The 21,347-nt window shown below is 71.5% G+C and carries 22 protein-coding genes and 1 riboswitch; of the genes, 10 read left to right on the forward strand and 12 right to left on the reverse strand.

Translation table 11 applies throughout. The features are described from left to right. Positions 1–82: 82 nt before the first annotated feature. Together ACFVH0_RS29990 and ACFVH0_RS29995 are read right to left on the reverse strand one after the other, a co-directional pair. Positions 83–1,969 carry an anthranilate synthase family protein gene (locus ACFVH0_RS29990; RefSeq protein ID WP_385825249.1) on the reverse strand — a complete coding sequence of 629 codons (1,887 nt, stop codon included), beginning with the start codon at positions 1,967–1,969 and terminating at the stop codon, positions 83–85. 93 nt (positions 1,970–2,062) lie between these two features. Further along, positions 2,063–2,119: a trp operon leader peptide gene (locus tag ACFVH0_RS29995; RefSeq protein ID WP_107408160.1), complete on the reverse strand. Its 57-nt coding sequence runs from the start codon at positions 2,117–2,119 to the stop codon at positions 2,063–2,065. Between the two features lie 104 nt (positions 2,120–2,223). Between ACFVH0_RS29995 and ACFVH0_RS30000 the strand changes: the two genes are divergently transcribed. Together ACFVH0_RS30000 and ACFVH0_RS30005 are read left to right on the forward strand one after the other, a co-directional pair. Next, positions 2,224–3,570, forward strand: coding sequence for a class II 3-deoxy-7-phosphoheptulonate synthase (locus ACFVH0_RS30000; protein ID WP_385825251.1), 1,347 nt, complete (start codon positions 2,224–2,226; stop codon positions 3,568–3,570). Between the two features lie 161 nt (positions 3,571–3,731). Continuing rightward, positions 3,732–4,043 (forward strand): bacterioferritin-associated ferredoxin, encoded by a 312-nt coding sequence (locus ACFVH0_RS30005; protein ID WP_385825253.1) that lies wholly within the window; start codon positions 3,732–3,734, stop codon positions 4,041–4,043. 32 nt (positions 4,044–4,075) lie between these two features. Here the strand turns inward: ACFVH0_RS30005 and bfr are convergent, their stop codons facing one another. After that, positions 4,076–4,555, reverse strand: a complete 480-nt coding sequence (gene bfr / locus ACFVH0_RS30010) for a bacterioferritin (RefSeq protein WP_124718145.1) — start codon at positions 4,553–4,555, stop codon at positions 4,076–4,078. A gap of 155 nt (positions 4,556–4,710) precedes the next feature. Here bfr and ACFVH0_RS30015 point away from each other — a divergent pair, with 155 nt between their 5' ends. After that, entirely contained in the window at positions 4,711–5,343 is a 633-nt protein-coding gene (locus ACFVH0_RS30015) for a sulfite oxidase-like oxidoreductase (protein ID WP_384761022.1), read from the forward strand. Positions 5,344–5,402: 59 nt separating this feature from the next. On the opposite strand, the gene ACFVH0_RS30020 is transcribed toward ACFVH0_RS30015, so the two are convergent. The 6 genes from ACFVH0_RS30020 to thiO all read right to left on the reverse strand — a co-directional run bounded on the left by ACFVH0_RS30020 (position 5,403) and on the right by thiO (position 11,132). Next, complete coding sequence (locus ACFVH0_RS30020) at positions 5,403–5,945, reverse strand: DUF4396 domain-containing protein (RefSeq protein WP_385825255.1); 543 nt, start codon at positions 5,943–5,945, stop codon at positions 5,403–5,405. 70 nt (positions 5,946–6,015) lie between these two features. Then, positions 6,016–6,894 carry a deoxyribonuclease IV gene (locus tag ACFVH0_RS30025; RefSeq protein ID WP_385825257.1) on the reverse strand — a complete coding sequence of 293 codons (879 nt, stop codon included), beginning with the start codon at positions 6,892–6,894 and terminating at the stop codon, positions 6,016–6,018. Between the two features lie 6 nt (positions 6,895–6,900). Next, positions 6,901–8,805: a Stk1 family PASTA domain-containing Ser/Thr kinase gene (gene pknB, locus ACFVH0_RS30030; protein ID WP_385825259.1), complete on the reverse strand. Its 1,905-nt coding sequence runs from the start codon at positions 8,803–8,805 to the stop codon at positions 6,901–6,903. 112 nt (positions 8,806–8,917) lie between these two features. Further along, positions 8,918–9,712 carry a thiazole synthase gene (locus tag ACFVH0_RS30035; protein WP_385825261.1) on the reverse strand — a complete coding sequence of 265 codons (795 nt, stop codon included), beginning with the start codon at positions 9,710–9,712 and terminating at the stop codon, positions 8,918–8,920. Positions 9,713–9,714: 2 nt separating this feature from the next. Continuing rightward, complete coding sequence (thiS, locus tag ACFVH0_RS30040; RefSeq protein ID WP_385825263.1) at positions 9,715–9,951, reverse strand: sulfur carrier protein ThiS; 237 nt, start codon at positions 9,949–9,951, stop codon at positions 9,715–9,717. Next, positions 9,948–11,132, reverse strand: a complete 1,185-nt coding sequence (gene thiO / locus ACFVH0_RS30045; RefSeq protein ID WP_385825266.1) for a glycine oxidase ThiO — start codon at positions 11,130–11,132, stop codon at positions 9,948–9,950. Before thiO ends, thiS begins: the two co-directional genes overlap by 4 nt. Continuing rightward, a riboswitch (TPP riboswitch) is annotated at positions 11,130–11,242 on the reverse strand. (Overlaps the previous gene by 3 nt.) A 51-nt stretch (positions 11,243–11,293) precedes the next feature. Here thiO and ACFVH0_RS30050 point away from each other — a divergent pair. The 7 genes from ACFVH0_RS30050 to ACFVH0_RS30080 all read left to right on the forward strand — a co-directional run bounded on the left by ACFVH0_RS30050 (position 11,294) and on the right by ACFVH0_RS30080 (position 18,072). Continuing rightward, a complete protein-coding gene (locus tag ACFVH0_RS30050) occupies positions 11,294–11,638 on the forward strand; it encodes a hypothetical protein (protein WP_385825268.1) in 345 nt (114 codons plus the stop codon). Positions 11,639–11,666: 28 nt separating this feature from the next. Beyond that, positions 11,667–12,923 carry an NAD(P)/FAD-dependent oxidoreductase gene (locus ACFVH0_RS30055; RefSeq protein ID WP_385825270.1) on the forward strand — a complete coding sequence of 419 codons (1,257 nt, stop codon included), beginning with the start codon at positions 11,667–11,669 and terminating at the stop codon, positions 12,921–12,923. A 153-nt stretch (positions 12,924–13,076) separates the two neighbouring features. Further along, the gene (locus ACFVH0_RS30060; RefSeq protein WP_385825272.1) at positions 13,077–14,810 is read left to right on the forward strand and encodes a peptide-N4-asparagine amidase; all 1,734 of its coding nucleotides are present in this window, start codon (positions 13,077–13,079) and stop codon (positions 14,808–14,810) included. A 92-nt stretch (positions 14,811–14,902) separates the two neighbouring features. Further along, complete coding sequence (locus tag ACFVH0_RS30065; RefSeq protein ID WP_124718155.1) at positions 14,903–15,268, forward strand: Rv2175c family DNA-binding protein; 366 nt, start codon at positions 14,903–14,905, stop codon at positions 15,266–15,268. Positions 15,269–15,372: 104 nt separating this feature from the next. Further along, positions 15,373–16,026, forward strand: a complete 654-nt coding sequence (thiE, locus tag ACFVH0_RS30070) for a thiamine phosphate synthase (protein ID WP_385825274.1) — start codon at positions 15,373–15,375, stop codon at positions 16,024–16,026. 146 nt (positions 16,027–16,172) lie between these two features. Beyond that, positions 16,173–17,090, forward strand: coding sequence for a methylenetetrahydrofolate reductase [NAD(P)H] (gene metF, locus ACFVH0_RS30075; RefSeq protein ID WP_385825276.1), 918 nt, complete (start codon positions 16,173–16,175; stop codon positions 17,088–17,090). A gap of 49 nt (positions 17,091–17,139) precedes the next feature. Then, a complete protein-coding gene (locus tag ACFVH0_RS30080) occupies positions 17,140–18,072 on the forward strand; it encodes a hypothetical protein (RefSeq protein ID WP_385825278.1) in 933 nt (310 codons plus the stop codon). Positions 18,073–18,129: 57 nt separating this feature from the next. Here ACFVH0_RS30080 and ACFVH0_RS30085 read toward each other — a convergent pair whose 3' ends face one another. From ACFVH0_RS30085 to ACFVH0_RS30095, 3 genes are all read right to left on the reverse strand, one after another. Then, positions 18,130–19,647: a phytoene desaturase family protein gene (locus ACFVH0_RS30085; protein WP_385825280.1), complete on the reverse strand. Its 1,518-nt coding sequence runs from the start codon at positions 19,645–19,647 to the stop codon at positions 18,130–18,132. A 30-nt stretch (positions 19,648–19,677) separates the two neighbouring features. Beyond that, complete coding sequence (locus ACFVH0_RS30090) at positions 19,678–20,295, reverse strand: DUF4126 domain-containing protein (RefSeq protein ID WP_385825282.1); 618 nt, start codon at positions 20,293–20,295, stop codon at positions 19,678–19,680. A 427-nt stretch (positions 20,296–20,722) separates the two neighbouring features. Then, entirely contained in the window at positions 20,723–21,334 is a 612-nt protein-coding gene (locus tag ACFVH0_RS30095; RefSeq protein WP_385825284.1) for a TetR/AcrR family transcriptional regulator, read from the reverse strand. Positions 21,335–21,347 lie beyond the last annotated feature (13 nt).

The raw sequence follows: 21,347 nt of genomic DNA on the forward strand, positions 1-21,347 counted from the left end.
TCGGCCTGTGGCCGGGCGGTCGAAGGCCGTCCGAGGGCCACCGGGATCCCGGACCGCCCCCGGGATCCCGTCCGCCCCGCCTTCAGCCGGCCACCGGCAACCCGGCCAGCAGCTCCGCCACGATCGCCGCACCGCGCAGCGTCAGCACCGACTCCGGGTGGAACTGCACCGAGGCGAAGCCCGGCCCGCGCAGCGCGTGCAGCTCACCGGTGGCCGCGTCCAGGCTCACCTCGACCCCGTGCGCCGCGAGCTCGTCGGCCACCGGACCGTCGCAGTGCGCGGTGAAGCTGTTGTAGAACCCGACCGTCTCCGGCCGCCCGAACAGCTCGATCCGGGTCTGCGCGCCCTGGTACGGCACGGTCTTGCGGACGATCTCCAGCCCCAGCTCCGCCGCGATCAGCTCATGGCCGAGGCAGACCCCCAGCAGGCCGTGCCGGTGGTCACGGACCAGCTCCGCGGCGAGCCCGCGCATCAGCCGCATCTTCGGGTCGGCGGTGTCGCCCGGATTCCCCGGCCCGGGGCCCAGCACGACCGGACCGGTGTGCGCCCGCACCAGCTCGCGCAGCCCCGGCTCGTCGTAGCGGTGCACCGACACATCGAGACCCGACGAGCGCAGCAGATGCGCCAGCATCGCGGTGAAGGTGTCCTCCCCGTCGACCACCAGCGCCCGGCCCGACAGCTCATGGGTGCGCTCCTGCATCCGCAGCCAGAACGGCGCGAGCCCGTCCCGCCGGGCGTCCAGCGCCGCCCGCACCCGCGGGTCGTCCGCCAGCCGGGGCCGGGCCCCCTCGTCCCGCGGCCGGCCGGGCCGCACCCCGAGCGCGGTGAGCACCCCGGCCGCCTTCGCATGGGTCTCGGCGACCTCGCCGTCCGGATCGGAGTGACGTACCAGGGTCGCCCCGACCGGCACCCGCAGCCGGCCGCCGGCCGAGATGTCGGCGGTACGGATCAGGATCGGCGAATCCAGGGTCTGCGCCCCGCCCGGCTCCTGCCGCAGCAGCGCCAGGGCCCCCGCGTAGTAGCCGCGCCCGCCGGGCTCGTACCGCTCGATGACCCGGCAGGCGTTCTGCACCGGGGAGCCGGTGACCGTGGCCGCGAACATGGTCTCCTTCAGCACCTCCCGCACATCCAGCGAGGAACGTCCGCGCAGCTCGTACTCCGTATGGGCGAGATGAGCCATCTCCTTGAGCCGCGGCCCGATCACCACCCCGCCCATGTCGCCGACGGTGCACATCATCTTGAGCTCCTCGTCGACCACCATGGAGAGCTCCTCGGTCTCCTTGCGGTCGGCGAGGAAGGCCAGCAGGCTCTCCGCGGTCGGGCCCTCGGCGGGGTAGCGGTACGTACCGCTGATCGGGTTCATCACCACCGTCCCGCCGGACATCCGCACATGGACCTCCGGGCTGGCACCGACCAGCGTCCGGTCCCCGGTGTGCACGACGAAGGTCCAGTAGGCGCCCCGCTCACCGGCCAGCAGCCGGCGGAAGAGCGCCAGCGCGTCGGCCCGCCCGAAGCCCGGGATCTCGCCCTCGAAGGTCCGCCGGACGACGAAGTTCGCGCCCTCGCCCTGCCCGATCTCGTCCTCGATGACCCGCCGGACGATCCCGGCGTACTCCTCGTCCGGTACGTCGAAAGCGCCGCCCTCGACCCGCACCTCCCGCACCGGCAGCCGGTCCAGCACTTCGGCGAGCGGCAGCTCGTACGTCTCCTCGGCGACCAGCACGGACAGCGGAGTCCCGTCGTCGCGCACGTCGAAGCCGCGCTCGGCGATCTGCCGGAACGGCACCAGGGCCAGCGAGGGCAGGTCACCGACCGGGAGATCGGCGAGCCGGTCCGCTTCCCGCACCCGGCCGATCAGCACCTCGACGGTGTCCTGGTCGTGGCCGGGGGTGCGCCTGCGCAGCAGTGCGAACGGCGGGCAGTCGTCACCCAGGAGTCTGTCGATGACGACATCGGTGCGGTGAGGCATGGGGTTGTTCCTTCCGGACGGAGGAACGGCTCCCGAAAACGCGGAGAAGGCCGCCCCTCGGGCGGCCTTCGCGTGGTCTGTAGCGCGCGATTGTCAGTGGGCCGCCGGATGAGCGGTCCACCACCAGTTCTGGTTTGTCTGCGCGAACATGTTCCGAACCCTAGCGGACGCCGGGTCTCGTCCGAGCGCGTGTCTCAACTATTGAGCCTGTGGATGGACCCACCGCCGAACCCCGTAATGTTGGGGATGTGACCGTGAACGCCAATACCTCCGTCGCCGGTGGCCACACCTGGCGAGACCTTCCCGCGGCGCAGCAGCCCGAGTACCCCGATGCCGAGGCTCTGCGCGATGTACTCGCGGACCTCGCGTCGTATCCGCCCCTCGTGTTCGCGGGTGAGTGCGACCAGCTGCGCGCCCGCATGGGAGCCGTCGCCAAGGGCGAGGCGTTCCTGCTGCAGGGCGGCGACTGTGCCGAGGCATTCGACGCCGTGTCGGCCGACCACATCCGGGCCAAGCTGAAGACGCTGCTCCAGATGAGCGCCGTCCTCACGTACGCGGCCTCCGTGCCCGTGGTCAAGGTGGGCCGGATCGCCGGGCAGTACTCCAAGCCGCGCTCCAAGCCGACCGAGACCCGTGACGGCGTCACCCTGCCGACCTACCGCGGCGATTCCGTCAACGGCTTCGCCTTCACCGAGAAGGACCGCGTCCCGGACCCGGAGCGGCTGAAGCAGATGTACCACGCATCCGCTTCCACGCTGAACCTGGTCCGCGCCTTCACCACCGGCGGTTACGCCGACCTGCGCCAGGTGCACGCCTGGAACCAGGACTTCGTGAAGTCGTCCCCGTCCGGCCAGCGCTACGAGGCGCTCGCCCGCGAGATCGACAACGCGCTGAACTTCATGAAGGCGTGCGGCACGGACCCGGCCGAGTTCAAGGCGGTCGAGTTCTACTCCTCGCACGAGGGCCTGCTGCTGGACTACGAGTCGGCGCTGACCCGTACCGACTCGCGCACCGGCGAGCTGTACGACACCTCCGGCCACATGGTCTGGATCGGTGAGCGCACCCGCCAGATGGACGGTGCGCACATCGAGTTCGCCTCGAAGATCCGCAACCCCATCGGCATCAAGCTCGGCCCGACCACCACGGTCGACGAGGCGCTCGGCTACATCGACCGCCTCGACCCCGAGCGCGAGCCCGGCCGGCTGACCTTCATCGTCCGGATGGGCGCCGACAAGGTCCGCGACAAGCTCCCGGCCCTGGTCGAGAAGGTCACCGCCTCCGGAGCCACCGTGGCGTGGGTGACCGACCCGATGCACGGCAACACCTTCGAGGCCGCCTCCGGCCACAAGACGCGCCGCTTCGACGACGTCCTGGACGAGGTCAAGGGCTTCTTCGAAGTGCACAAGGGTCTCGGCACGCACCCGGGCGGCATCCACGTCGAGCTCACCGGTGACGACGTCACCGAGTGCGTGGGCGGCGGACACGAGATCTTCGTGGACGATCTGCACCAGCGCTACGAGACGGCCTGTGACCCGCGGCTCAACCGCAGCCAGTCCCTCGACCTGGCGTTCCTGGTCGCCGAGATGTACCGGGACCAGTAGGCGACACCGCAGGCAGCGGGCGTACGACTGTGGGGCACGGATCGATGTGATCCGTGCCCCACAGGGCGTCCGGGGGCTTTTGGCGCCCCTGGGCGCCGGGTAAGGTTAGGTTAGCCTCACCGATAAACGGGGTGGCAGCGAACGACCGATCCCGCCGGGAGGTGAACCGCGTGTACGTCTGCTCATGCTTCGGCATCACGGAGAAGCAGGTCAAGGATCATGCGGACGCCGGGGCCTGCACACCCAGGCAGATAGCCTCCGCCTGCAAGGCGGGCACGGACTGCGGCGGCTGCGTCCGGGCCATCCAGGCGATGCTCGGCCGCGGCGCCTGCCCGCGCCGCGAGCTGCTCGACCGGAAGCGGATGCCGGGCGCCGCCGATGACACCGGCACGGGCGCCGGAACCGGCCCCGGAACCGAACCGGGCATCGCCCCCGGCATGGCACCGGGAATTCCGCTTCCCGACGCGGCCTGACCGTTGGCCCGGCATGATCCGAACGAGAGGCCCTAGCTGTCCGGCTGCTCGATCAGCTGGGCGATGTAGAGCGGCTCACCGAGCTTCTCGACCAGTTCCAGCTGGGTGTCGAGGTAGTCGATGTGGTGTTCCTCGTCCGCCAGGATCGACTCGAAGATGTTCGCGGACGTGATGTCGCCCTTGCCGCGCATCAGCTCGATCCCGCGCTTGAGGCGGTCGATCGCCTCGACCTCGACCTGGCGGTCGGCCTGGAACATCTCGGTGACCGTCTGGCCCACCCGCACATGGAACAGCCGCTGGTAGTTGGGCAGTCCGTCGAGGAAGAGGATCCGGTCGGTGAGGATCTCGGCGTGCTTCATCTCGTCGAACGACTCGGAGCGGGTGTACTTCGCGAGTTTCGTCCAGCCGAAGTTGTCCTGCATCTTCGCATGCAGGAAGTACTGATTGATGGCAGTCAATTCTGCGGTCAGCTGCTCGTTCAGGAACTCAAGGACCTCGGGGTCGCCCTGCATCGCAGAGGCTCCTTCCAACCGGTGGACTGGGCAAGTTGGCCGCATCTTCGCATCGCACCCGATGGCCGTCCAGTAAGTGCAGGCTTACTGTGAGTTGTCCGAATCGCCCCCCGCCCTGGTCAGGACCACCCCTGCCTGTCTGTCACCATGGAGACATGGGTCAGCCGGAAAGCCGGGAACAACGCGCGTCAGAGCAGTCCGAGCTTCCGCCGGGCCAGCGACTCCAGCGCGGTTGGCCGGTTACCCACTACGGGCCCGTGCCGAAGTTCAAGCCGGACCGCTGGGAGTTCCGGGTCTTCGGGGCCACCGCGGACGGCGAGAAGCACTGCTGGAACCATCAGGAATTCTCGGTGCTGCCGTTCGCCTCGGTAGTCGCCGACCTGCACTGCGTCACCAAATTCAGCATGATCGGTGCCGAATGGGGCGGAGTCCTCGCCCGTACGGTCCTGGAGCTCGCGCCGCCCGCGCCGAACGTCACCCACGTGATGGTCTGGGCCGAGTACGGATTCAGCTCGAATCTGCGGCTCTCCGACTTCGCCTCGGACCGAACACTTTTCGCCACTCACAAGGGCGGGGAACTGCTCACCGCCGAGCACGGATTCCCGCTCCGGCTCGTCGTGCCGCACCTCTACGCCTGGAAGGGGCCCAAGTGGGTCCGGGGCGTCGAGTACATGACGGCCGACCGCCGGGGCTTCTGGGAGGAGCGCGGCTACCACAACATCGGTGACCCGTGGAGCGAGCAGCGGTACTCCTACCAGGAAGAGCCCGGGGACGGCCCCGAGCTCTGACCCGAGGGGCCGCCCCGGGGCGGTTCCGTCCCGTACCGCCCCGTCCCGCGTCCCGTTCGTCAGTGGTGGTACTGGTGCACCACCGCGTGCCCCTTGCCCCGGCCGATCATCCACTTGTTGACCGGTGTCGTGACGACGAAGGCGACGGCGAGCGAGATCGCGAGCGCGCCCCAGAACAGCGTGTCGGCGAGCATGGCGTCCATGGCGCCCGGCCACAGCGCGATCACTCCGTTGTCGATCAGCTCCATCACCGCGATGGACAGGGTGTCGGCGGCGAAGGCGACCCTCAGCGCCGTACGGAAGTCGACGCCGGCCTTCAGGATGGAGCGCAGGGTCAGCGAGTAGCCGAAGAAGAAGGCCAGGACGATCGCCAGCACCATCGTCGGCATGTTGCCCCAGCCGAGCGCCGTGCCGATCACCATGCCGAGGATCTCGCCGATGGCGCATCCGGTGAGGCAGTGCAACGTGGCCCGGGCGGCCATGGACCAGCTCGCCCCGCCGGGGTGGTGGGCGGCGTGGGTGGCGTGATCCGCGTGGTCCGCGTGGTCCATGTGCCGGTCGTGCTGGTGGCCGTGCGGGCCGTGGTGTGTGTCGTGCTGCATGGTGAACCCCCGAATGCTGAGTAGCGGCTCCTGTCGACAGCAGGAACCGTATACCCCCATGGGGTATCCCTCAATGGGTCGGGGAACTCCGTCGGTCCGGGTCGCGCAGCCCCTTCAGCCGTGCCACATCCGCCGCGTGGCCTTCCTTGCCGCCCGGCGTCTCGATGATCAGCGGTACGCCCTCGGTGGCCGGATGCGAGAAGAGCTCGCGGAACGGCTCCTCGCCGATGTGCCCGGCGCCGATGTTCTCGTGCCGGTCCTTGTGGGCTCCCACCACGTCCTTGGAGTCATTGGCATGGATCAGTTTCAGCCGGCCCTCGCCGACCGTCGCCACCAGCTGGTCCAGGGTCTGCCGCATGCCCACCGGGCCGGTCAGGTCGTGGCCCGCCGCGTAGATGTGGCAGGTGTCGAGGCAGATGCCGAGCTTGGGGTGGGCGTCGAGCGCGTCGAAGTACGGGCCGAAGTCCCAGGTCCGCGAGCAGAGCGAGAACCCCTGCCCGGCGGTCGACTCCAGCAGCAGATACGGGTCGTCGTCGTGCGTCAGCTCGTCCAGCAGCGGCCGCATGTGCGTGCGTACCTGTGCGAGGGCCTGGTCGCGCGGCCGGCCGCCGGTCGCCGACCCGGTGTGCACCACGACGCCCAGGGCGCCGATCTCGCGGGCCCGGCGCAGCGAGTGGCGCAGTGACTCCACGGACTTCTCCACGGTCGCCTCGGTGTGCGACCCGAAGTTGATCAGATAGGGGGCATGGACGTACGCCGGTATCGAAGCGGCGGCGCACTCGGCGCGGAACCGCTCGTCCTGGGCCGGGTTGCCCACGGGGGTCGCCCAGCCGCGCGGATTGGCGACGAAGACCTGGACGGCCTCCGCCCCCATCTCGCGGGCGTAGGGGAGGCCGACCTTGGCGAGGCCGCCGGCCACCGGAATGTGGCCGCCGACTGGGTTGCGCATATGGATCTAGAGTCCCTTGGTCTTGATGGTGATGGTGCTGCCCTCGGGGGCCTGCTCGCCGCCGTCGACGGACTGGCTCGCGATGGTGTCGCTGAAGGACAGGAACGGGCGGTCGACCTTGACCTCGAAGCCCGCGTCCTTCAGTTCGCTCGTGGCTTCGTCGATGTCCTTGCCGGTGACGTCGGGGACGTCGATCATCCGAGGCCCGTCGGAGACCGTGAGCTCGACGGTGTCTCCCTCGGCGGCCTCGGCACCCTCGCCCGGCGACTGCCGGGTGATGTCGCCCGCGTCCTCGGGGGAATTGACCCGGCCGGGCCGCACCCTGGCCTTCAGCCCCTCCTCCGCCAGCGCGGCGGTGGCGTCCTCGACGGACAGCCCGGTGACGTCGGGGACGTCCACCGGGGCGCCCTTGCTGACGTGGAGCGCGACCGCCGAGTCCGGGTGGCGCTCGGTGCCCGCCGACGGGTCCGTACGGATCACGTCGCCCCGGGCCGTCTCCTCGCTGAACTCCTTGGTGACCATGCCCGGCACCAGGCCGGCCTTCTTCAGCTCACGCCTGGCGTCGGCCGACGAGAGGCCCTGGACGTCCGGCACCTTCACGATCTCGGGGCCGCGCGAGACGACGAGCTTCACCGCGTCGTTGTGCCTGATGCGGTCGCCGGACCCCGGATCGCTGCTGATGACCTTGCCGCGGTCCACGGTGTCGCTGTACGCCCGGTCGACGCCCTTGAGCTCCAGACCGGCCTTCGAGAGCCGCTGCCGGGCGTCCTTCTCGGTCTGGCCGAGCAGCGAGGGGACGCGGGTGAACTGTCCCGAGTTGATGTACCAGACACCGGTGCCGATGCCCAGCGCCAGCAGCACGGCGACGACCACGGCTATCACCGAGCGCCGCGGCCCGCGGCGGCGCCGGCCCTGCGGCGCGGCCGGCGGGGGCACCTCCAGCCTGCTGGTGTGGTGCGAGACGCCCTGGCCGGCCGGGAGCAGCCGCGGGATCACGCTGGTGCGGTCCTCGGCGGCGTCGTGCACCTCGGCGATGGCCTGCGGCGGTACGGCGTCCAGCTGGGCGTCGGTGAGGCCGGCGCGGGCCTCACGGGTCTCGGCGAGCAGCGCCACCGCGTCGAACGGGCGGGCCTCGGGGTTGCGGGCGGTGGCGCCCGCCACCAGGTCGTCGAGCCCGGCCGGGAGCTCCGGGACGGCGGCCGACGGCGCCGGGACGGGCTCGTTGAGGTGCTGGTAGAGGACCTGGGCGGGGGTGTCGCCGCCGTGCGGCTTGGAGCCGGTCAGCATCTCGTACAGGACGACGCCGCAGGCGTACACATCGGTGCGGGTGTCCGCCGTGCCGTCCTCTATCTGCTCGGGGGCGAGATAGGAGACCGTGCCCAGGACGGACCCGGTGGTGTTGGTGACCGTGCCCACCGCGCGCACGAGGCCGAAGTCGGCGACCTTGACCCGGCCGTCGTCCCCTATCAGGACGTTCTCCGGCTTCATGTCGCGGTGCACGAAGCCCGCCCGGTGCGCGGCGCCGAGCGCGGCGAGGACCGGCTCCAGGATGTCCAGCGCGGCCCTCGGCTGGAGGGCGCCGCGATCGCGCAGCACGTCGCGCAGGGTGCAGCCCGCGACGTACTCCATCGCGAGGTAGACGTACTGCCCCTGGGCGCCCTGGTCGAAGACCGCGACCACATTGGGGTGCGCGAGCCGGGCCACCGACTTGGCCTCGCGGATGAAGCGCTCGACGAACGAGGCGTCGGTGGCCAGCGCCGGGTGCATCACCTTGAGGGCGAGCACCCGGTCCAGCCGGGTGTCCACGGCCCGGTAGACCGTGGCCATGCCGCCCACGGCGATGCGGGCATCGACGCGGTAGCGGCCGTCGAGCAGCTGCCCGACGAGAGGGTCCTGGAGGGTCGTATCCACGCAGGCGAGTCTACGAGCCGCCACGGACACCACCCACTGGCCGGGGCGGTCCCGGGGCCGTACTGAAGCCGAGCCGTGACAGGAACACGCGTTCCACCGCCGTACCGGCGGCTCAGAAGGCCGGGCGTTCCGGGTCCAGCACCGCTCGCCCCTCCACCGGCGACGACGCCTCGGCGAAGTGGCGGCGCGGAATCCGGCCGGCCCGGTACGCCAGCCGCCCGCCCTCCACCGCATGACGCATCGCCGCGGCCATCAGCTCGGGCTCCTGGGCCCGGGTCACCGCGGACGCCAGCATCACCGCCGCGCACCCCAGCTCCATCGCGAGCGCCGCGTCGGAGGCCGTCCCGGCGCCCGCGTCCAGGATCACCGGCACCCGGGCCTGCTCGACGATCAGCCGGAAGTTGTGCGGATTGCGGATGCCGAGCCCGGAGCCGATGGGGGAGCCGAGCGGCATCACCGCCGCACACCCCACGTCCTGGAGCCGGCGCGCCAGCACCGGGTCGTCATTGGTGTACGGCAGCACGGTGAAACCGTCGTCCACCAGGATCTCCGCGGCGTCCAGCAGCTCGATCGGATCGGGCAGCAGGGTCCGCTCGTCGGCCACCACCTCCAGCTTGATCCATTCGGTGCCGAGCGCCTCACGGGCCAGCCGGGCGGTCAGCACGGCCTCACCGGCGGTGAAGCAGCCCGCCGTGTTCGGCAGCACGCGGATGGAGAGCCGCTCCAGGACGGAGAGCACCGAGCCCTGGACGGTCGGGTCGAGGCGGCGCATCGCGACGGTGGTCAGCTCGGTGCCGGAGGCGGTCAGGGAGCGCTCCAGCACGTCGAGGCTCGGCGCCCCGCCCGTACCCATGATCAGCCGGGAGCCGAACGCGGTGCCGCCGAGGGTGAAGAGGTCGTCGGACATGGTCAGCCTCCCTGGACCGCGGTCAGGACCTCGACGCGGTCACCGTCGAGGAGCGCGGTGGCGGCCCACTGGCCGCGCGGTACGACGGTCTCGTTGACGGCGGCCGCGACACCGGAGTGCGCGGTGGTGAGCGTGGCGACGAGCGAGGCCAGGGTGGTGCCCCCGGCGAGGCGGAGGGGCTCGCCGTTCACGGACACGGAGAGGGCGGCGGCCCCGAAGGAAGGTGCGGACTCGGTCATGCGGGCTGCTCCTGACGTACGGAGTCGGCGGCGGAGGAGAAACGGTGCGGGGTGAAGGGGCGGGCCGGCTCGGGCGGCTCGCCGCCGCTGAGGAGCTCGGCCATGACGTCACCGGTGATGGGGGTGAGCAGCACCCCGTTGCGGTGGTGGCCGGTGGCGAGGTGGAGGCCGGGCAGGGCGGTGGGGCCGAGCAGCGGGGCGTTGTCGGGGGAGGCGGGGCGCAGGCCGGCCAGGGTCTCGGTGAGCGGCAGCTCGGTGATGCCGGGGACCAGCTCGTGGGCGTCCCGCAGCAGCTCGTAGACGCCGCCCGCGGTGACCGTGGTGTCCCAGCCCATCTCCTCGCTGGTGGCGCCGACGACCAGCTCGCCGTTCTCGCGCGGTACGAGATAGAGGTGGCCGCCCCGGACCACGGCCCGGACCGTCCGGCTCAGGAACGGCGCGTACCCGGCTGGCACGGTCAGCCGCACCACCTGGCCCTTCACCGGCCGGACCGGTGGCACCACCTCGTCCGGCAGCCCGGCCAGCCGCCCGCTGAGGCTCCCCGCGGCGAGCACGACCTGGTCGGCCGCCAGCTCCGTACCCCCGGCGAGCACCGCCCCGACGGCCCGGCCGCCCTTCACGCTCAGACGCTCCACCCAGCCGCGGTGGAAGACCACCCCGGCCCGCTCGCAGGCGGTCAGCAGGGCGGCGGCCAGCCGGCGGGGATCGATCTGGTGGTCGCCGTCGACCCGCAGACCACCCCGGACGCCCGGCGCGAGCATCGGTTCCAGCCGACGGCACTCGCGGCCGGTGAGCCACTGCGAATCCAGCCCCGAACGCTGCTGGAGGGCGTGCAGATCCCGCAGATGGGCACGGTCGTCGGAGTCCAGCGCGACGGCCAGGGTGCCGCAGGCGCGGAAGCCGGTCTCCCGGCCGCTCGCCGCCTCCAGCTCGGCCACGAAGGCCGGATAGCGGGCCGCCGAGGCGACGTTGAGACCCAGCAGCAGTTGTTCGCCGTAGTGGAGTTCGGTGACGGCGGCCAGCATGCCGGCCGCCACCCGGGCGGCACCGCCGCCCGGTTCGGGGTCGGCGACCGCCGTGCGCAGTCCGCGTTGCGCGGCCCGCCAGGCCGTCACCAGGCCGATGATCCCGCCCCCGATGACGAGGACATCGGATCCGTTTCCGTTCGTGGAAGAACGCATGGGCTTCCAGCCCCTCCCTTCGCCGGCATGACCCGGATCAGGTTCGTACGGTCGGAGGCCGCCCAGCCTCCCTCTCAGCCCGGTGCGTCCGGGCTCCCGCGAGTGTCTTACGTTGGCCACCCTAAACCCCGTCCCACCGGACCAGTAAGGGAGCTGTCACCGTGGCCCGTTCGCTCGACGGGATCGTCCTCGCCCCGGTCGCCGACCAGGCGCCCGGCCAGGTCGGAACCCGTACCCGCTTCGCGTACCACGAGGAGGACGGCCGGATCTGGGCCGATTACGCGGGCGGTGACGTGGTCCGGGGCCACCTCGTCGGCACCCGGGACGGCGACACCCTCGACTTCCGGTACGTGCAGCTGAAACAGGACGGAACGACCTCCTGCGGCCACTGTGTCTCCACCGTCGTCGACCTCCCGGACGGCCGGATCCGGCTGGACGAGCGGTGGGAGTGGGAGTCGCAGGAGGGCAGCGGGACGAGCACGGTCGAAGAACCGGCCCTTTCTTGACGATAAGTCAGGTGCTTATGGTGTACGGGTGAGCGATCAGCAGCAGTCAGAGCAGCCAAACCGGCGGGCGGGACGCCGCGTCGTCATCGTCGGGGCGGGCATGGCCGGGGTGCAGACCGCGGTGGCCCTGCGGGAGCAGGGCTTCACCGGCCCCGTCACCCTGATCGGCGCCGAACCGCACCAGCCCTACGACCGGCCCCCGCTGTCCAAGGCGGTGCTGCTCGGCAAGGCCGAGGACTCCGCCTTCGACATCGACTTCGAGGCGCTGGAGATCGATCTGCGCCTGGGGCGTGAGGTCACCGGCGTCCGGCCGGACGCGCACGAACTGGACACCCCGGAAGGGCCCGTCCGCTACGACGCCCTGGTGATCGCGACCGGCGCCGAACCGGTCGTCCTGCCCGGCACCGAGGGCGTTCCCGGCGTCCATCTGCTGCGCACCCTCGACGACGCGGCACGGCTGCGGCCGGTCCTCGACCAGCAGCACGGCGTCGTGGTCGTCGGCGCGGGCTGGATCGGCGCCGAGTTCGCCACCGCAGCCCGCGCCGCCGGCTGCGCGGTCACCGTCGTCGAGGCCGCCGAACGGCCCCTGGCGGGCGCGATGCCCGCGGAGGTCGCCGCCCCGATGGCCGCCTGGTACGCGGAGATCGGTGCCGAACTCCTCACCGGGGCCCGGGTCGACCGCATCGAGCCGGGCCGGGTGGTCCTCGCCGACGGGCGTACCGTCCCGGCCGGAGCGGTCGTCGTCGGAATCGGCGCCCGCCCCGCCACCGGCTGGCTGGCCGGCTCCGGCATCGCGCTCGGCCCCGACGGATCGGTGACCGCCGACGGGGCGCTGCGCACCTCGGCGCCCGATGTGTACGCGGTGGGTGACTGCGCCTCGTTCCCCTCCGCCCGGTACGGCGAACGCCTGCTCGTCCACCACTGGGACAACGCGCTCCAGGGCCCGCGCACCGCCGCCGCCAACATCATCGGCGCGGCGGCCGACGCCGTCCCGGAGCCGGTGACGTACGACCCCGTGCCGTACTTCTGGTCCGAGCAGTTCGGCCGGTTCGTGCAGTACGCGGGCCACCACGGGGGCGCCGACACCCTGCTGTGGCGCGGCGATCCGGCCGGACCCGTCTGGTCGGTGTGCTGGCTGCGGGACGACGTCCTGGTCGCGGTGCTCGCCGTCGGCCGGCCGCGCGATCTGGCCCAGGGCCGCAAGCTCATCGAGGCGGGGGCGCGGCTCGATCCGGAACGGGCCGCCGACCCGGCCGTACCACTGAAGTCGGCGATCCGTCAGTAGCGGGCCGCGGAGCGTGCAGGGGTGTCCGGAATGCGGGCAACCCCTTGGACGGCGGCCGGAATTGGTGCACTGTACATCTTTTGGATCACCGACTCGTTCCCGGAATGAAACCGACCGGTTCCAGGATCACCGCCACGTTCCCGAAGGAAGTACATGTTCCGACACAGATGGGTCCGCGCCCTGCGCCGGATCTCCGTGGTCTCGGCCTCGATAGCCCTGGCCGGCGGCGTTCTCGCCGCCCCGGCCGACGCGGGCAGCGCCCCGAGGCCCGGCTCCAACCCGGCCGTCGACTACCAGGACCCGGTCGACGCGCTGCCGCCGGTCTCCCGGCCCGACACCGCGCACTGCGCCGTCACGGCCGTCGAGCACGACTTCGGCAACACCCTCGGCGGGCCGCCCTACACCACCACGCTCGCCCCGCCGGACAAGTGCCGGGGCCCCTGGAACAAGGTCGTTCTCGACTGGTCGGCCAGTGTGAAGGGGCGTCAGTACGACCGTCTCGCCGCGGTGTTCGTCGGCGGCGCGGAGATCTTCCGCACCAGCACCGCCGAACCCGACGACGACGGCATCAGCTGGCACGTCGCCAAGGACATCACCGACTTCGCGCCCCTGCTCAAGGATCCGCAGAAGCTCCAGCTGGAACTCGGCAACGTTGTCAACGACACGTACACCGGTGTGTACAAGGTCAAGCTGACGATCACGTACTACCGGGCCGACAAGCGCCACCCGGCCGCGAGCACGGCCGACCGGATCGTTCCCCTCGGCGACACCGGGTCCACCGGTGCCCCCTGGATGACCGTCGGCAAGGGCGGCTCCACCAGCACCGATGTGACCTTCCCGCGCAATCTGACCGCCGCCCGCCTCCAGGTGTACGCCCGCGGCGGCGGCTGCGACGAGCAGTGGTTCGACGCGGTCCCCAGCGACCTCGCCGCCACCGCCCCGGACTACCTCTGCGGCGGCGGTCCCTACCGCGAGGTGCAGATCGCCGTGGACGGGCGGCCCGCGGGCCTCGCCCAGCCGTACCCCGTGGTCTACTCCGGCGGCATCGTGCCGACCCTGTGGCGGCCGGTCCCGGCCATCGACCAGTTCAGGACCGAGGCGTACGACATCGACCTCACCCCGTTCGCAGGCGAGCTGGCCGACGGCAGGCCGCACGCCATCAGCATCACTCCGTACGGCGCTGCCGACAGCTGGATCGTCGACGGCTCGCTCTTCCTCCGCACGGACGCGCACACGGCCCGGACCAGCGGCAGGGTCACCGTCGACACCCTCACCGACCGGCCGGTGGTGAAGACCGTCCAGACCCCGCGCGGCGACGGCTCCACCCATGTCGCCGTGTCGACCGGGCGCTCCTGGAAGATCTCGGGCTACGTCCGGACCTCGAAGGGCCGGGTCACCACCACCGTCGAGCAGAACTTCTCGTACACCAACGAGGACACGGTCTCCAGGACCGGCCGGCAGCAGACGATGCACCAGCGCGACCACGGCGCCACCACCGTGACGACGAAGACCGGCACACATACCGAGGCCCGGCGGCACGCCTGGTCCTACCCCATCGACGTCGACATGGACATCCCGTTCTACGGCGACTACAACAACTACGAGCTGAAGGGCGCCGTCACCCAGCGCCGGGTGCTCCTCGACACCTCCAGGACGGGCCACGCGCACCGGTGGCGCACGGACGCGGTCACGGACGACACCGTGGACTCGACCGGCATCCTCGCCCGCGAGAACGGCGCGGTCCGGGCCGCGGACGGCGCCTCGTCCGAGACGTACCGGGGCACCACCGACACCGGGGCCTGCTATTCACGGTCCCTGACGACCGCGCACGGCTGGGTCACCGGCGACCGGCAGAGCCGCTGCCACCTCGGTTCGGTCCGGCCCTGATCCGCCGGACAGGTCCTGCCGGAGTGGTCCGGTAGCCCTGAAGGGCTGAGTCCGGGTATCGGCTGTCAGTGCGGGATGGCAGGCTTGTCCCCGTGACCGAGATTGACGCAAAGATCGATGCTCTCGTCCCCGCCTGGCTGCACCTGCCCGACATCGCCGAAATGCTCGATGTCCAGGTGACGCGCGTGCGGCAGCTGGTCAAGGAGGGCCAGCTGATCGCCGTACGACGTGGTGAGAACCGGACGCTCCAGGTGCCCGCCGCCTTCATCGACGGCGACAAGGTGGTCAAGGGCCTCTCCGGCACCCTGACGCTCCTGAGGGACGACGGCTACAACGACGAAGAGATGCTCGAATGGCTCTTCACCCCCGACCCGACCCTGCCCGGCACCCCCGCCCAGGCACTGAGCGAGAATCGCGGCACGGAGGTGAAGCGCCGCGCCCAGGCGCTCGCCGTCTGACGGCCGGCCGTATGTGAGGGACGGGCCGCGCGAGAGCGCGCGGCCCGTGCCCGCTCTGTCCGGCGACAACCGCTCCACCACGCTCTCCCAGGGGGAACCGCACCATGCCCACGCCTCGCGCGCTGCTGTCCGACGCCCGGCTCTATCTGTGCACGGACGCCCGCAGGCGCCAGGGCGACCTCCCCGAGTTCCTCGACGCCGTCCTCGCCGCAGGGGTGGACATCGTCCAGCTCCGCGACAAGGGCATGGAGGCGGCCGAGGAGCTCGAACACCTGGCTGTCCTCGCCGAGGCGTGCCGGCGCCACGGCAAGCTTCTCGCGGTGAACGACCGGGCCGACGTCGCCCACGCCATCGGCAGCGATGTGCTGCACCTCGGCCAGGGCGACCTGCCGGTGCCCGCCGCCCGCGCCATCATCGGCGAGGACGTGGTGATCGGCCGCTCCACACACGCCCGCTCCGAGGTCGACGCGGCCGTCGCCGAGCCCGGCGTGGACTACTTCTGCACCGGCCCGTGCTGGCCCACCCCGACCAAGCCCGGACGGCACGCCCCGGGCCTGGACCTGGTGCGGTACGCCGCCTCGCTCGACCAGCCGCGCCCCTGGTTCGCCATCGGCGGGATCGACGCCGGCAATCTCGACGAGGTGCTGGACGCCGGGGCCCGCCGGGTGGTCGTCGTCCGGGCGATCACCGAGGCCGCCGACCCGGCCGCCGCCACCGCCGGCCTTGCCAGGAGGATCCGGGAGCGCGCCGCGGCGTGATCCGGCCGCCCGGCCGGAAACGGCCTCCGGCAGCCCCGGAGGCGATATCCGGCCGACTGTCCGAGGGATGGACAAACAACCAGTCAATTCGGGCAATTCGCGCTGGTCCGGTCCATCGGCCGTCGCGCTCTGGTTAACCTGCCGGTATGGCCCTTGGTACACCATCCACCAGGACAGACCACGCACACACGGTGCGTGAGTTCCTCGCGACCGGCAAGACCTCGTACTCGTTCGAGTTCTGGGCGCCCAAGACCGAGAAGGGCGAGCGGAATCTCTGGAACGCGCTGCGCCGGGTCGAGGCGGTGCGGCCGAGCTTCGTCTCCGTGACCTACGGGGCCGGTGGCTCCACCCGGGCCGGGACGGTGAAGGCCACCGAGCAGATCGCGGCCGATTCCACCCTCACCCCGGTCGCCCACCTCACGGCGGTCAACCACTCCATCGCCGAGCTGCGCAACATGGTCGGGCAGTACGCGGACGCCGGGATCCGGAACATCCTCGCCGTGCGCGGAGACCCGCCGGGCGACCCGATGGGCGAGTGGATCGAGCACCCGCAGGGCGTGCGGTACGCGGCCGATCTCGTCCGGCTCATCAAGGAATCCGGCGATTTCTGTGTCGGCGTCGCGGCATTTCCCGAGATGCACCCGCGATCGACCGACTGGGACACCGACATCCGGCATTTCGTGGACAAGTGCCGCGCCGGCGCCGACTATGCGATCACGCAGATGTTCTTCAATCCGGAGGACTATTTGCGTATGCGTGACCGGGTGGTCGCTGCGGGTTGCGAAACCCCGATCATTCCCGAAGTCATGCCGCTGACCAGCGTCAAGCAGTTGGACAGATTTGCGCAGCTCAGCAACGCGTCTTTCCCCTCGTCCCTGAAAGAACGCATCCTCGCCGCCAAGGACGATCCCGCCGCTGTACGCTCCATTGGCATCGACTTCGCAACGCAGTTCTGCGCGAGGCTGCGATCCGAGGGTGTGCCCGGACTGCACTTCATCACGCTCAACAACTCGACGGCGACGCTCGAAATCTACGAGAATCTCGGACTGCACAAGCAGTCGTGACCGGCCGTACCCGCCGCGACCCGGGGGGTGGCCGTAGGAGGGGGCGGGCATGGGCTGGACGGTCCTCTACATCGCGTTCGGAATCGTCGCGCTGTGGCTGCTCGGCGAGGTGCTCCTGCAGTACAAGGCGCGCCTGAGATGGCGTCTGCTCGCCTTCGCGGGTTTCGGCATCGTGGTCGTCGGCGTGCTGATGCCGTCGGTGTTCGTCATCGTCCTCGGCACGATCGCCTTCGCGACCGGCCAGACGTATGTCACGCTCTCCTTCCGGCGCGGGTTCTCCACCGGCTGGGCCATAGGGGGCAACCCCGGTGAGAGCCGTCGTCGTCGCGGCGGCGGCGACCGCGAGGGCCGCGGGCCCACGCTCCAGGTCTCGGACCTGGAGATGGCGTACGACGAGGGCTCCCCGCAGCCCGCGGCCCCCGGGGCCCCGGCCGCGGCGGTCTACGAACCCGAGCCGATGCCGGACGACACCGGGCAGTACGGCGTCTACTCCGACCACCACCGCTCGCAGCAGGAGCAGAGCCCGCAGGAGCAGCCCCAGAGCCAGTACGCCGCCTACGACCCGTACGCCGGCCCCGCCCCGTACGGTGCGCCGGGCCAGGAGACCTACGCCGGGCACGACACGTACGCCGGTCAGGACCCGCTCGCCGGGCAGTACGACTACGGCAGCGATCAGCAGCAGTACGCCGCCTACTCCGACCCGTACATCGGGACCGGCACCACCGGCGGCGCCCCGCAGTACGACGCGTACGACAGCTACGGCAACGGCTACGACAGCTTCGGCGGCCGGCAGGAGTACACCGCCGACCCGTACGCCCAGCAGTACGCTCCCGAGACCCCGCCGGGCGGCGTCTGGGTGCCGCAGCAGCGCGAGGGGGAGCAGTACCCGGTCGCACCGCCGGAGCCGCCCGCACAGCCCGCCCCGTACCCGAACGGCTACAACAACGGCAACGGCTACGACGAACAGCAGTACCGCTACTGACGACGGGCGGCTACCCGGATCACCGGGAGCCGCGGGAGCCACCGCGAGCCGCGGAGGTCACTGCGAGCCGCGGAAGCCGTCGCCCTCCACGATCAGCCCGGCGACCAGCGCTCCGGACATGCCCGCGTGTGCGAGCCCGCCGCCCGGGTGCGACCAGCCGCCCGCGGTGTAGAGCCCCGGCAGCCGGGTGCGATTGCCCGGCCGCAGATACGCGCCGCCCGCGCCGGCCAGCGCGGGCGCGGGCACCGAACCGCCTTCGGCGCCGGTCTCCGCGGCGGTCTCGGCCGGCGTCCGCACCTCGGCGCGGAGCAGCCGCTCCCGTATCCCGGGAACGGCCGCGGCCGCCGCCTCGATCAGCGAATCGGCACACCGCTCGCGCACCGCCGGGTCCATCCAGTCCACCGCGCCGTGCGGGGCGACCGTCGCCGTCAGCGTCACCGCCTCGTGGTCGTCGTCGGGGCGGGTCGACGGGTCGTCGGGGCGCAGCACCGTCACCGTGGGACGCTCGGCGAGCCGACCGCCGAACACCGCCTCGCGCTCCGCCGTGCCGTCGGCCGGATGCACCACCGTCCGGTGCACGGTGTCCGAGGGCCGGGCGCCGCGCAACGAGAGCAGCACCATGAACCGGCCCGGCACCACCCCGCGCCCGGGGCCGGGCCGCCCCGTCACGCCGTCGTCCTGCCACAGCTCCTGACCGGGCACCAGCCCCGGCCACGGCCGGGCACCCAGCACCACATGACCGGCCTCCGCGACCGTCCCGTCCACCAGCTCGACGCCCGCCGCACGGCCGTCCTTCTCGACGACCCGGGCCACCTCGGCGCCGAGGACGAACTCCACCTTCCGGGCCAGGCACCGCTCGTACACCGCCTGCGCCAGGGCCCGCATCCCACCGGAGACGTACCAGCTGCCGAACGTCTCCTCCATGTACGGCAGCAGGGCGGCCGCCGCCGGTGCGCGCAGCGGGTCGAGCCCGTACGACAGGGCGTACCCGTCGAGGAGCGCGGCCAGCCGGGGGTCCGCCAGCTCCCACGCGCCGATCTCCGCGACCGTGCCCGCCTGCCGGGCGGAGCGCAGCAGCCTGCGCTGCCGGAGCGCCGGATACGGATCGCGGCCGAACACCTCCCGGTCGGAGCGCAACGGCTCCTCCAGGAGCGGGCGACGGGACCGGTCCCAGGCATCGCGCGCCCGGCCCAGGAACTCGCCCCAGGCCGCGCCGGCACCGCCACCGAGCGCGCCGTCGAGCGCGGAGACGACCCCGGCCCGTGAGGCGTTCGGCAGCGAGACCGCCGTGCCGTCGGCGAACAGATGGCGGCTCGCCGGATCGACCTGTGTCATCGTGACGCACCGCTCCAGCGGCTCCTTGCCGGTCTTCACGAACAAGTCGCGGTAGACGGCGGGCAGATGCAGCAGCGCCGGACCGGTGTCGAAGACGAAGCCCTCATGGGCATACCGGCCCACCGAACCGCCGAAGGTCTCCGACCGCTCGTACACCGTCACCCGGTGGCCTGCCACGGCGAGCCGGGCGGCCGCCGCCATCGCGCCCATCCCGGCGCCGATCACCGCAATACGTGCCATGTCAGTGACCTTAACGGCCACCACCGACAGTCACCCCGGTGGCCGGTGCGAACCCGCTCCGGCCAGGCGTTTCTCCTCCCGCCGCTGGGCCCTGCGGCGCAGATACCGGCGGATTCTCGAGGCCAGGAAGGCCACTATGACGATGCCCAGCAGCAACAGCGTCCCCGCGATGACCGAGGCCGCCACCGGATGGAATATCGCGAAGGTGACGATCCCGGCGACGCCCAGGTCCTCGGCGATGCTGACGGCGATGTTGCTGAACGGTTCGGGGGAGGAGTTGACCGCCATCCTGGTGCCCGCCTTCACCAGATGGCTCATCAGCGCGGTGGACCCGCCGACCGCGGCCGCCGCGAGCTCCGGCAGCGAACCGCTCTCGCCGGCCAGCAGCGCGGCCACGACGGCACCGGCCAGCGGCCTGATGACGGTGTGCACCGAGTCCCAGACCGAGTCCATGTACGGGATCTTGTCCGCCACCACCTCGCACAGGAAGAGCACGCCGGCGATCACGAGGACATCGGTGCGCTGCAGCGACGCGGGAACCTCGTCGGTCAGACCGGTCGCGCCGAACACACCGAGCAGCAGGACCACCGCGTAGGCGTTGATCCCGCTCGCCCAGCCGCTTGTGAAAACCAGAGGAAGTACGGACACGGACGTGATCGTAACCAGATGGCGTAACGCCGGGGAGGGGTTCGGTGCGCAGCCCTGAGTATCCGTACCTAGGCAAGGAGATGAGTAGGTGTGCGGATGGGTTCCCACCTGCGCGGACGGGAGAGTGGAACGCACGGAGAGGGGCGCGGCTCCGGCACCGCCGACACGGGGCGGCGGAACGGTCGCGGCGCTCCCTCCGGCACGAGGGAGAGCGGGGAAGCACGGGGGAGCACGACGGAGGGCCCGGGGCCACGGGGGAGAACGAGGCCACGGGGGAAGGCTCTCCGGCAGCACGGAAGACGCCGGTCCGGCGGAGGCTCGGGGGGATCGAGCCTCGCCGGACCGGCGTCTTCCGTATTGCCCGCGCCCGTATTCGACGCGTCCGCATCGCCACGCGCCGCACTGCCACGCGCCCGGCCGGGCCGGGTCAGCGCCCGCTGACCCGCCCGTACAGCAGCAGCGACAGCGCCGAGTGCACGTCGTCGATCGAACGTTCCGGCTGGAACGCCTGCCAGTCCAGGGCCGCCACCAGCACCATGCCGACCAGCGCGGCCGCCGTCAGCGGGATGTCGATCTCCTCGCTCAGCTCACCGTTTCCCACACCCTCGCGCAGCACCTCCTCGACCACCGCGACGGCCTCCTGACGCACCACCAGGAGGGTGCCCTGCCAGGCCCGGTTGGTGCGCCACAGCTCCGCGACGTACAGCTGGGTGAAGGCCGGATAGCGGTCGATGAAGACCAGGCCGGCCCGGATCATCGCGTCCAGGGCCTCGACCTTGGTGCCGCCGCGCTCCTCGGTCTCCTCGGCCGCGGAGCGCAGCGAGGCCGTCAGCAGGCCGACGCCATGACGCAGCAGCTCCTCGAAGAGCTCGGTCTTGCTCTTGAAGTTGTAGTAGACCGTGCCCTTGGCGACCCCGGCGCGCTCGGCGATCTCGTCCACCGTGGTCGCCGAGAAGCCCTTCTCGGCGATGAGGGTCACGGCCGCCTCGTAGAGCTTCTGCCGGGTGGCCCGGCGACGCGTGGTGCTGCTGCTTTCCATGCCCCCGATTCTC

This window comes from Streptomyces sp. NPDC127117 (assembly GCF_042677325.1).
Lineage (GTDB): Bacteria > Actinomycetota > Actinomycetes > Streptomycetales > Streptomycetaceae > Streptomyces.

Coding starts and splice junctions, on each gene's coding strand:
- ACFVH0_RS30020 (WP_385825255.1), bottom strand. CDS start 5,945: ATGCAGCACGACACACACCACGGCCCGCACGGCCACCAGCACGACCGG.
- bfr (WP_124718145.1), bottom strand. CDS start 4,555: ATGCAGGGCGACCCCGAGGTCCTTGAGTTCCTGAACGAGCAGCTGACC.
- thiO (WP_385825266.1), bottom strand. CDS start 11,132: ATGCGTTCTTCCACGAACGGAAACGGATCCGATGTCCTCGTCATCGGG.
- thiS (WP_385825263.1), bottom strand. CDS start 9,951: ATGACCGAGTCCGCACCTTCCTTCGGGGCCGCCGCCCTCTCCGTGTCC.
- ACFVH0_RS30080 (WP_385825278.1), top strand. CDS start 17,140: ATGGGCTGGACGGTCCTCTACATCGCGTTCGGAATCGTCGCGCTGTGG.
- ACFVH0_RS30095 (WP_385825284.1), bottom strand. CDS start 21,334: ATGGAAAGCAGCAGCACCACGCGTCGCCGGGCCACCCGGCAGAAGCTC.
- ACFVH0_RS30060 (WP_385825272.1), top strand. CDS start 13,077: ATGTTCCGACACAGATGGGTCCGCGCCCTGCGCCGGATCTCCGTGGTC.
- ACFVH0_RS30025 (WP_385825257.1), bottom strand. CDS start 6,894: ATGCGCAACCCAGTCGGCGGCCACATTCCGGTGGCCGGCGGCCTCGCC.
- thiE (WP_385825274.1), top strand. CDS start 15,373: ATGCCCACGCCTCGCGCGCTGCTGTCCGACGCCCGGCTCTATCTGTGC.
- metF (WP_385825276.1), top strand. CDS start 16,173: ATGGCCCTTGGTACACCATCCACCAGGACAGACCACGCACACACGGTG.
- ACFVH0_RS30085 (WP_385825280.1), bottom strand. CDS start 19,647: ATGGCACGTATTGCGGTGATCGGCGCCGGGATGGGCGCGATGGCGGCG.
- ACFVH0_RS30035 (WP_385825261.1), bottom strand. CDS start 9,712: ATGTCCGACGACCTCTTCACCCTCGGCGGCACCGCGTTCGGCTCCCGG.
- ACFVH0_RS30015 (WP_384761022.1), top strand. CDS start 4,711: ATGGGTCAGCCGGAAAGCCGGGAACAACGCGCGTCAGAGCAGTCCGAG.
- ACFVH0_RS29990 (WP_385825249.1), bottom strand. CDS start 1,969: ATGCCTCACCGCACCGATGTCGTCATCGACAGACTCCTGGGTGACGAC.